This is a genomic window from Roseovarius azorensis (assembly GCF_900109455.1).
Taxonomy (GTDB): Bacteria; Pseudomonadota; Alphaproteobacteria; order Rhodobacterales; family Rhodobacteraceae; genus Roseovarius; species Roseovarius azorensis.
In genome coordinates this window covers 39542-47449 of record NZ_FOAG01000018.1, presented here as the reverse complement: position 1 = coordinate 47449, position 7908 = coordinate 39542, and the positions used below count along the sequence as shown (strand labels likewise).

Sequence of the window (7908 nt, the reverse complement as noted above, 5' to 3'; positions counted from 1 at the left end):
TTGGGCACCGATTTGGTCGCCGGCAAAAACCGCGTCCCCAAACCCGCAACAGGAAAAATCGCCTTCGTTACCTTGCTTCGCATCGTCTGCTCCTGGTCAGTTCTGCAACATAGTTTCGTCGGTTTCATATTGTCCGAGGTTACATGAAACATGGCTGACTCTGCTACTCAACCGCCGCGAACCAGCCGGCAACACATTGCCGGATATTCGATAACAGCAGCAAGAAAACGCCCACCGGAAACCAGATCCCCAATCTGCCCGGAGCAACCGGGACAGGATGACAAATCACCGAATGGGTTTTACATAAGCGTGGCGCCGTCGGGCGGGACCGATTTTTCATCGTCATTTCAGGGACAAACAATACTGCGCAACTCCCGAACGGTTGCTTCGGTGAAGCCGCAGGCGGGACCTTCGTGTCGGGTCATGGTGAGCTATGGACGCTCAGGCACGTATTCCGATGATCAACCCGGCACATGCTGTCATCGCTGTGACGTGGTACACTGTTTGCGGAAAGTTGCCATCGCGCGGGCAAGTTTGCCGCATCTCGTCCACCTCACCCGAGATGTTGAAGGCATAGATCACCCGTTTTCCGGTGCGCTCGGCGTGGCGGTTCAGCGCCGCCATGACCAATGCGACTCGCTCGGCCAGCGGGCAATTGGGGCCGTTGGCCTGCAATTCGTCATCCTTGATGAAATCGATTCCGGCGGTAGCAAGGCTCTGCACCAGATCGGCGGTCTCTTGCGGCCTCAGACCCACGCTGGGCTTGATGATCGTGCCAATCAGCGGCCCCTCATGTCCACCCATCCTGACGCGGGTGCCGGGAGCTGCGAATTGGGGGCCGGGATGGGCGCGGGCGAAGTCAGTGCAGGCGGCAGATCCGCCTGCATCCGGTCCGGGGACCATGTGCGCGCGGTCGAGGCAATGCCTATCCCGCGCAGACCCGGGAAACGCGCCAGTTGCCCTGGCGTCGGTGGATCGAGGAACAGGGCCGTCGGCAGTCCGGCAAAGGTCAGAACCTCCATTACCGCCGCAGCACCGGTGAAATCGTCACCATACCAGGCGACGAGCAGATCGGGCAGTCGGTGGTTTTGGTCCTGTTGCATCTCGTCACGACCTCCTCTTGACAAACTGGACTAATTATTGATTCATCATACCAGTTGTCAAGTGATCGCTGCAGACTGTGGCGGCGAGGGAGAAAACAGATGATCAAGCTGGCCCTTTTCGGGGCAGGGGGAAAGATGGGGATGCGTCTTGGCGCAAACCTCGCTGCGGCCCCTGAGTTCGAAACCCACCGGGTCGAGGTTTCACCCGAGGGAAAGGAACGGGTGAAGCAATCGTTCGGTGTGGACTGCGTATCGGGAGAGGCGGCGCTGGATGGCGCGCAGGTTGTCGTGCTGGCGGTGCCGGATACAGTGATCGGCAAGGTTACGCACTCTATCATCGACATGGTGCCGTCGGGCGCAATGATCGTCTGCCTTGATGCTGCGGCACCCTATGTGGGTCATCTGCCGGTACGCGAGGACATCACCTATTTCGTGACCCATCCCTGCCACCCGCCAATCTTCAACGACGAAACCGCGATGGCGGCCAAGCGTGATTTCTTTGGCGGCATCGCGGCCAAGCAAGGAATCGTCAACGCGCTGATGCAAGGCCCGGAAGAGCACTATGCCCTGGGCGACAAGGTGGCTCGCACGATCTATGCGCCGGTTGCGCGATCACACCGCGTCACGCTCGAAGGCATGGCGCTGCTGGAACCGGGCCTGTCCGAGACGGTCTGCGCATCGCTTCTGGTCGTAATGCGCGAGGCGATGGACGAGGTGGTGGCCAGGGGTATCCCGCCCGAGGCGGCGCGGGATTTTCTTCTGGGGCATATGAACATCCTCGGGGCCGTGATCTTCAATGAGGTGGACGGGGTGTTCTCGGATGCGTGCAACAGGGCTATCGAATTCGGCAAGCCGGTTTTGATGCGCGACGACTGGAAGCGCGTATTCGAGATTGACGAAAATCGTGCGAGCATCGAGCGGATCACGTAATGTAGGGTTGTCAGAGGGAATGTGAGCAACGCTGCTGATTGGTCAGCCCAGAGTTGATCCGCGCGACGATGAGACGAATTTTCATCCAGTGAGTCTGGAGAGGCTAAAGATCGAATGGTCAGAGGATATCCGTCAGACACAAGGGACGCATCCGACAGCCCGGACGACCAGATCGTCCGGCAGAAGCTGTCGGATCAGATCTTTGACCGTCTGTGGCGGATGATCAAGTCGGGTGAACTGGCCCCGGGGGATCTGATGCCCTCGGAGCGTGCGCTGATGGAGCGCTTCAAGGTGGGCCGACCCGCCGTGCGCGAGGCGCTGCAAAGTCTTGCGAACAAGGGGTTGATCTCTATCTCGCATGGCGAGCGCAGCCGGGTGAACATGCTGACCCCCGGCGTGGCCGTCGGGCAGATCGATGCGCTGGCCAAGTTGATGCTGTCAAGCGAACCCTCGACGCTGGAACATCTCAAGCAGGTGCGGCTGCTCTTGGAAACCGCTTCGGCCCGGCTGGCTGTCCCGGCCTGCGGGACGGATGAAATCGCAGAGTTACGCGGCCTTGTCACGGCGCAGCGCGCGCAACTGGGACATGAAAAGGCGTTCATCCAATGTGACATCGCCTTTCATTGTCGGATTGCGGCGCTGACCGGTAACCCGATCATTCTGGCGGTGACCGAGGCGATGCTGGCCTGGTTGTTCGATTACTACAAACCGCTGCTCTTGTGGTCGGGACGAGAGGAAACTACGCTGCGGGAACATGACCGGATCGTCGATTTCCTGGAGACGCAGAACGCTGATGAGGTGGAGCGTATGATGCATGCACATCTCACGCGGGCGGACGCATTGTATCAGGCCGGGACAGGATAGGAGAACATCGGGCGCCACGCATGCGCTCAGAAATTGAGCGCCGCGCAGTGAGCGTCGGCATCAGGGAAGTCGGCCGTGCCGGAAATGCTCTGGGCGGCAGGTTGGGCGGGTAGCCCGAAATCTGGAAACAAGGGAGGAATACTGATGAAACACTTTATTATTGGCGCCGTTGCGGCGCTGACGATCACTGGGGCTGCGGAGGCTCAGCAAAACATTGTGGTCGCGCATACGACCCCGGCGGGATCGCATTACGGCGTAGGCGCCGACGCCTTTATCGCCAAGCTTGAGGAATTGTCGGGAGGCGCCTTTACCGGCGAACAGGCAGCTGCAGGGCAGTTGGGCGGCGAGCGCGACCTGATCGAGGGGTTGCAGATCGGTTCTATCGACATGGTGATCACCTCGACTGGTCCGCTGGGCAATTTCGTACCCGAGATCTATGCGCTGGATCTGCCGTTCCTGTTTCGCGACTATGATCACGCGCGCAAGGTGCTGGACGGTGAGATCGGCCAGGAGTTGATCGCGAAGATCAACGAAAACAACCTTGTCGGTCTGGCCTGGGCCGAAAACGGGTTCCGACATGTGACCAACTCCCAGCGTCCGGTGCGCACTCCGGCCGATCTTGCGGGTCTGAAACTGCGCACGATGGAGAACCGTGTGCATATGGCGGCGTTCACCGGGATGGGCGCCTCACCAACTCCGATGGCGTTTCCGGAAGTCTTCGGCGCATTGCAACAGGGCGTCGTGGACGGACAGGAAAATCCGGTCACCGTGATCACCGCGTCGAAATTCTGGGAGGTGCAGAAATACGTCTCGCTGACCGGGCATGTCTACTCACCCGCGATCATCCTTGTGTCACCGATTCTGTTCGACGGTTTGAGTGATGAACAGAAAGGCTGGTTCTACGAGGCGGCAAAGGCCGGTGTCGAGGCAAATCGCGCCGAGGTGAACCGTCTGGAAGAGACCGGAGTTGCGCTTTTGCGGGAGAATGGGATGGAGGTTATCACCGACATCGACAAGGCTCCCTTTGCGGCACTGGCCGAAGAGACCGCCTATTCGGTTTATACCGATGAATATGGCCCGGACATGATCGACCGGATCAAGGCCGTCGAGTAAACCCTGACAGGGTGATCGGACTGGCGCGTTCGCGCCAGTCCCTTTCACGAAAGCCGGAGCCGATGGATATATTTCTTAGATTCGAGACAGTTACGACGCGCATCGCGCTCTGGCTCGCCGTCGGGTTCCTGTTAACTTCGACCGCGTTGGCAATGTATCAGGTTACCGCGCGTTTCCTGCTTGGCAACCCGTCTACATGGTCCGAGGTGATCACGCGCTCTGCGATGATCTGGTCGGTTCTGCTGGGGGTTGGTCCCGCCTTTCGTCATGGCAGCATGATTTCGGTCGAGATCATTCAACGTGCCTTGCCGATGCGTCTGGGTCTCGGGCTCTATCAGGTGTCGCTGGGTCTGACGCTGATCTTCTTTGGCGTGCTCTTCTGGCAGGGCTGGGCCATGGCGCAGAGGGTGGTATCGCAGAAACTCGCCGCGCTCGAGGTCTCTATCTCTTGGGTTTATGCCGCACTGCCGGTTGGCTCTGTTTTCATCATGATCGCGGTTCTGGGCTGCATGCTGCGCGCCTCGCGCGGCGAGTGGGCTGCGCGATCCGATCCACAACCAGAGGCGATGCAATGAACCTGGCGCTGGCCCTTTCGCTGGCCATCTTTTTTCTGGCGGGCGTGCCGATTGCGGTGGCGATCGGTCTTGCCTCTGTGATCGGCATCGAGGTGCAGGGTCGCCTGCCCATGTTGCTGGTCGCGCAACGCATGTTCACCGGGCTTGACAGCTATCCGCTGATGGCGATCCCGCTCTTTATCCTCGCGGGCAACCTGATGTCGGCGGGTGGCATTTCGCACCGGCTGGTCGAACTGGCGAAATCCATCGTGGGAGGCATTCAGGGCGGGCTTGCTGCCTCTTGCGTGCTGACCTGCATGATGTTCGCCTCGGTTTCCGGCTCTTCGGTGGCGACAACCTTTGCAATCGGCGCGATTCTCATTCCGGCGATGGTGCGACATGGATACCCCAAGCCGATGGCGGCCTCGGTGCAGGCAAGCTCTGCCGAACTGGGTGTGCTGATCCCGCCCTCCATCCCCCTGATCCTCTACGGTGTCTCGACCGATACCTCCATCGGGCAGCTGTTTCTTGCCGGACTCGGGCCTGGCCTTTTGGTCGCAGTGTCCCTGATGGCGCTGGTTCTGATCCTCTGCCGTATCCGAGGCATCGGACTTCAGGATGCCGTGGATCGCCCGCGCCTCGGGCCTGCGCTGGTCCAGGCTCTGCCCGCGCTGCTGGTGCCGCTGGTGATCCTGGGCGGTATCTATTCGGGCATCTTCACCCCGACCGAGGCGAGCGCGGTCGCCGTCGCCGCCGCGGTTCTGGTGGGCATGGTGTTTTACCGCGAACTCAAGTTTCGCGATCTGCCAGACATTCTAAAGCGAACGGTGATTTCGACCTCTGCGATCATGCTGATCATATCGGCGGCGGCGCTGTTTTCATTCCTAATCGCGCGATCTGGCCTGCCCAACGAAGTAGCCGCATGGTTCAAGGACATGTTCGAGTCGCGCATAGCCTTTCTCTTTGCGGTCAACATCCTTCTGCTGATCGTGGGCATGTTCATCGAAACATCGGCGGCGATCCTCGTGCTGGCTCCGATTCTGACGCCTATCGCTATCGCCTATGGCGTTGACCCGGTACATTTCGGGCTGATCATCGTGGTCAATCTGGCGCTTGGTATGATTACGCCGCCTCTGGGCGTAAACCTGTTCGCGGCCTGCGCCGTGGCCGACCTGCCGGTCGAGAAGATCATCCCGCAGCTCATGTGGTTCGTGCTCACGGTTTTTGCGGCGCTGATGATCGTGACTTATGTGCCGGCGGTGTCGCTCTGGCCGATGCAAATGATCATGGGGATCGAATGACGGCAGGCGCGGCTCCGGTCAATCGTCCGAGAGCCGCGCAATGGCATCGGGCGCCTCGGCGAGATAGCGATCTGTCATACCCGCCGCCGCCAGCGCCGTGAGTGTGCCGAGGATGCCATCAGCGACTCCGTGGCTCGACCCGGCGTCGCGCACGAACTGCCCGTAATAATCCAAGTCCTTGCGGGCATTGGCGACCGAGAATTTCATACGCGAGGGATCGCCCTCGAGAACATAGGGCGCGAGCCGGTCAAGCGCCGCGCCATGCCCGCCGCCCTGTTGCAGGACACTGACCAGCACCTCGGCCGATATTCCGGACGCCTTGGCGCAGGCAAAGGCCTCTGCGATCAGGGTAACGCCACCGATCGAGACAAAATTGTGCAACAGTTTAAGCGCGTGGCCCGCCCCGACCTTTCCGGCGTGAAACCGGTTTTCGGAGAAACACGCAAGAAGCGGCGTCATCTCGTCGAGCAATGCGGGATCAGCCCCGATCAGGAGGTTGAGCCGCCCCTGTTCCGCCTCAAGCGGGGTGCGTGTCATTGCGGCATCCATGAACCGACTGCCCGCTGCGGCCACCCTGGCCGCAACCGTTCTGGTAGAGGCGGGAACGGCTGTCGAGCAATCCACCACCACCGATCCGGGCCTGAGTCCCTCCAGCACTCCGCTCTCTTTCAACATCACTGCCTCGACCTGAGGCGAACCGTTGAGACAGAGCACCACCACATCCGAAGTAGCGGCAAGCGCCGCAAGCCCGTCGATTCCGGTTGCGCCGAGAGCGTCCAGATCGTCGGTCGGCTGATTGCCCGCATGCCGGTAATACTTCAGCCGCCAGCCCTTGCGCACCAGGTTGATCGCAATGCCATGGCCCATCAGTCCCACACCAATGATCCCGATTGTCTTGTTCGTCATGGAGTCGCTCCTATGCCGCCAGCGTGCGGCAGATCGCTTGTGTCATTTCCGTGCAACTTGCCGTGCCACCCAGATCGCGCGGCACGCTCTCGCCGGTTGCCAGAACCTGCTCTACCGCGCGGTCGATCCGGTCGGCGGCGTCGGTCAGCGACGGGTCGTCATGTTGCCGCGCCAACCACCGCAGCATGAGCGCCCCCGACAGCACCGTGGCTACCGGACTTGCGACATTCTGCCCGGCAATGTCCGGCGCCGATCCATGCGCCCCCTGAAACAGCGCGTGGTTCTCGCCAATCTCGCCCGAGGGCGAGATACCCATGCCGCCGACCGTCGCCGCCCCGAGATCGGAAATGATGTCGCCAAACATGTTCTCGGCCACGATCACATCAAAGTGGTCAGGCCGCTTGAGCATATGGACGGTGATCGCGTCGGCATAGGCGTAATCGATCCCGACATCGGGGAAGCTTGCATGAATCTCGTCGCAGATTGCGCGGAAGAAGGCGTAGCTGCGCAGGATATTGGCCTTGTCACAGACTGTCACACGGGATGTGCCGTCACGCGGTGCACCATTGCGTGATCGGGCGAGATCAAAGGCAAAGCTGGCGATCCGCTCGGTTCCCTTGCGGGTCACGACAAGCGTGTCAGACGCCATCTCATCCCGCAGCAACACGCCCGCGCCCCGGCTGGCATAGAGACCTTCGGTATTCTCGCGAACGACCACATAATCAATCCCGCCGCCGTCGAAATCCCTCAGCGGCGAGCGCACCCCGCGCAAGAGACGGATCGGGCGCATGTTGGCGTAGAGATCCAGACGAAAGCGCAGTTGCAGATGCAACTCGTTGCCCACCTCGGTGCCATCCGGGTATGTGACGCCGGGCAGCCCCGCCGCGCCATGCAGGATCGCATCTAGATCACGGCAGGCGGCGAAGGTGCTCTCGGGCAGCACCTCTCCCGTACGCTGGTAATGCGTGGCGCCGCCCTCAACCATTTCAAAGGCGATGCGGGATGAGCCGAGCGCTTCGGTCAGAACCTCAAGAGCGGATCGGGTCACCTCGGGTCCGATACCGTCACCCGCTATGGTGGCGATTCTATAGGTTTTCATCCCATGCTCCCTATCCGATGCCGATCGGTTCGTCCTTG

9 protein-coding genes are annotated in these 7908 nt (G+C 60.7%); 5 read left to right on the top strand and 4 right to left on the bottom strand.

Annotated features, from left to right (window positions below):
• Positions 1-441: 441 nt before the first annotated feature.
• Positions 442-804 carry a RuBisCO large subunit C-terminal-like domain-containing protein gene (locus BSG08_RS17910; protein WP_093039213.1) on the bottom strand — a complete coding sequence of 121 codons (363 nt, stop codon included), beginning with the start codon at positions 802-804 and terminating at the stop codon, positions 442-444.
• The gene (locus tag BSG08_RS17905) at positions 780-1103 is read right to left on the bottom strand and encodes a four-carbon acid sugar kinase family protein (protein WP_093039212.1); all 324 of its coding nucleotides are present in this window, start codon (positions 1101-1103) and stop codon (positions 780-782) included. Before BSG08_RS17905 ends, BSG08_RS17910 begins: the two co-directional genes overlap by 25 nt.
• Before the next feature lie 99 nt (positions 1104-1202).
• Between BSG08_RS17905 and BSG08_RS17900 the strand changes: the two genes are divergently transcribed.
• The 5 genes from BSG08_RS17900 to BSG08_RS17880 all read left to right on the top strand — a co-directional run bounded on the left by BSG08_RS17900 (position 1203) and on the right by BSG08_RS17880 (position 5865).
• Positions 1203-2033, top strand: coding sequence for a phosphogluconate dehydrogenase C-terminal domain-containing protein (locus tag BSG08_RS17900; protein ID WP_093039211.1), 831 nt, complete (start codon positions 1203-1205; stop codon positions 2031-2033).
• A gap of 114 nt (positions 2034-2147) precedes the next feature.
• The gene (gene nanR / locus BSG08_RS17895; RefSeq protein ID WP_093039210.1) at positions 2148-2897 is read left to right on the top strand and encodes a transcriptional regulator NanR; all 750 of its coding nucleotides are present in this window, start codon (positions 2148-2150) and stop codon (positions 2895-2897) included.
• A gap of 144 nt (positions 2898-3041) precedes the next feature.
• Positions 3042-4010 carry a TRAP transporter substrate-binding protein gene (locus tag BSG08_RS17890; RefSeq protein ID WP_093039209.1) on the top strand — a complete coding sequence of 323 codons (969 nt, stop codon included), beginning with the start codon at positions 3042-3044 and terminating at the stop codon, positions 4008-4010.
• A 62-nt stretch (positions 4011-4072) separates the two neighbouring features.
• Positions 4073-4585, top strand: a complete 513-nt coding sequence (locus BSG08_RS17885) for a TRAP transporter small permease (RefSeq protein WP_093039208.1) — start codon at positions 4073-4075, stop codon at positions 4583-4585.
• A complete protein-coding gene (locus BSG08_RS17880) occupies positions 4582-5865 on the top strand; it encodes a TRAP transporter large permease (protein WP_093039207.1) in 1284 nt (427 codons plus the stop codon). Before BSG08_RS17885 ends, BSG08_RS17880 begins: the two co-directional genes overlap by 4 nt.
• 18 nt (positions 5866-5883) lie before the next feature.
• On the opposite strand, the gene BSG08_RS17875 is transcribed toward BSG08_RS17880, so the two are convergent.
• Together BSG08_RS17875 and BSG08_RS17870 are read right to left on the bottom strand one after the other, a co-directional pair.
• The gene (locus tag BSG08_RS17875) at positions 5884-6771 is read right to left on the bottom strand and encodes an NAD(P)-dependent oxidoreductase (RefSeq protein ID WP_093039206.1); all 888 of its coding nucleotides are present in this window, start codon (positions 6769-6771) and stop codon (positions 5884-5886) included.
• A gap of 10 nt (positions 6772-6781) precedes the next feature.
• Positions 6782-7870, bottom strand: a complete 1089-nt coding sequence (locus BSG08_RS17870) for an isocitrate/isopropylmalate dehydrogenase family protein (RefSeq protein WP_093039205.1) — start codon at positions 7868-7870, stop codon at positions 6782-6784.
• Positions 7871-7908 lie beyond the last annotated feature (38 nt).

Bases quoted from the DNA above. Each gene is read 5' to 3' on its own strand.
- BSG08_RS17890 (WP_093039209.1), top strand. From the start codon at position 3,042: ATGAAACACTTTATTATTGGCGCCGTTGCGGCGCTGACGATCACTGGG.
- BSG08_RS17880 (WP_093039207.1), top strand. From the start codon at position 4,582: ATGAACCTGGCGCTGGCCCTTTCGCTGGCCATCTTTTTTCTGGCGGGC.
- BSG08_RS17910 (WP_093039213.1), bottom strand. From the start codon at position 804: ATGGGTGGACATGAGGGGCCGCTGATTGGCACGATCATCAAGCCCAGC.
- BSG08_RS17885 (WP_093039208.1), top strand. From the start codon at position 4,073: ATGGATATATTTCTTAGATTCGAGACAGTTACGACGCGCATCGCGCTC.
- nanR (WP_093039210.1), top strand. From the start codon at position 2,148: ATGGTCAGAGGATATCCGTCAGACACAAGGGACGCATCCGACAGCCCG.
- BSG08_RS17900 (WP_093039211.1), top strand. From the start codon at position 1,203: ATGATCAAGCTGGCCCTTTTCGGGGCAGGGGGAAAGATGGGGATGCGT.
- BSG08_RS17905 (WP_093039212.1), bottom strand. From the start codon at position 1,103: ATGCAACAGGACCAAAACCACCGACTGCCCGATCTGCTCGTCGCCTGG.
- BSG08_RS17870 (WP_093039205.1), bottom strand. From the start codon at position 7,870: ATGAAAACCTATAGAATCGCCACCATAGCGGGTGACGGTATCGGACCC.
- BSG08_RS17875 (WP_093039206.1), bottom strand. From the start codon at position 6,771: ATGACGAACAAGACAATCGGGATCATTGGTGTGGGACTGATGGGCCAT.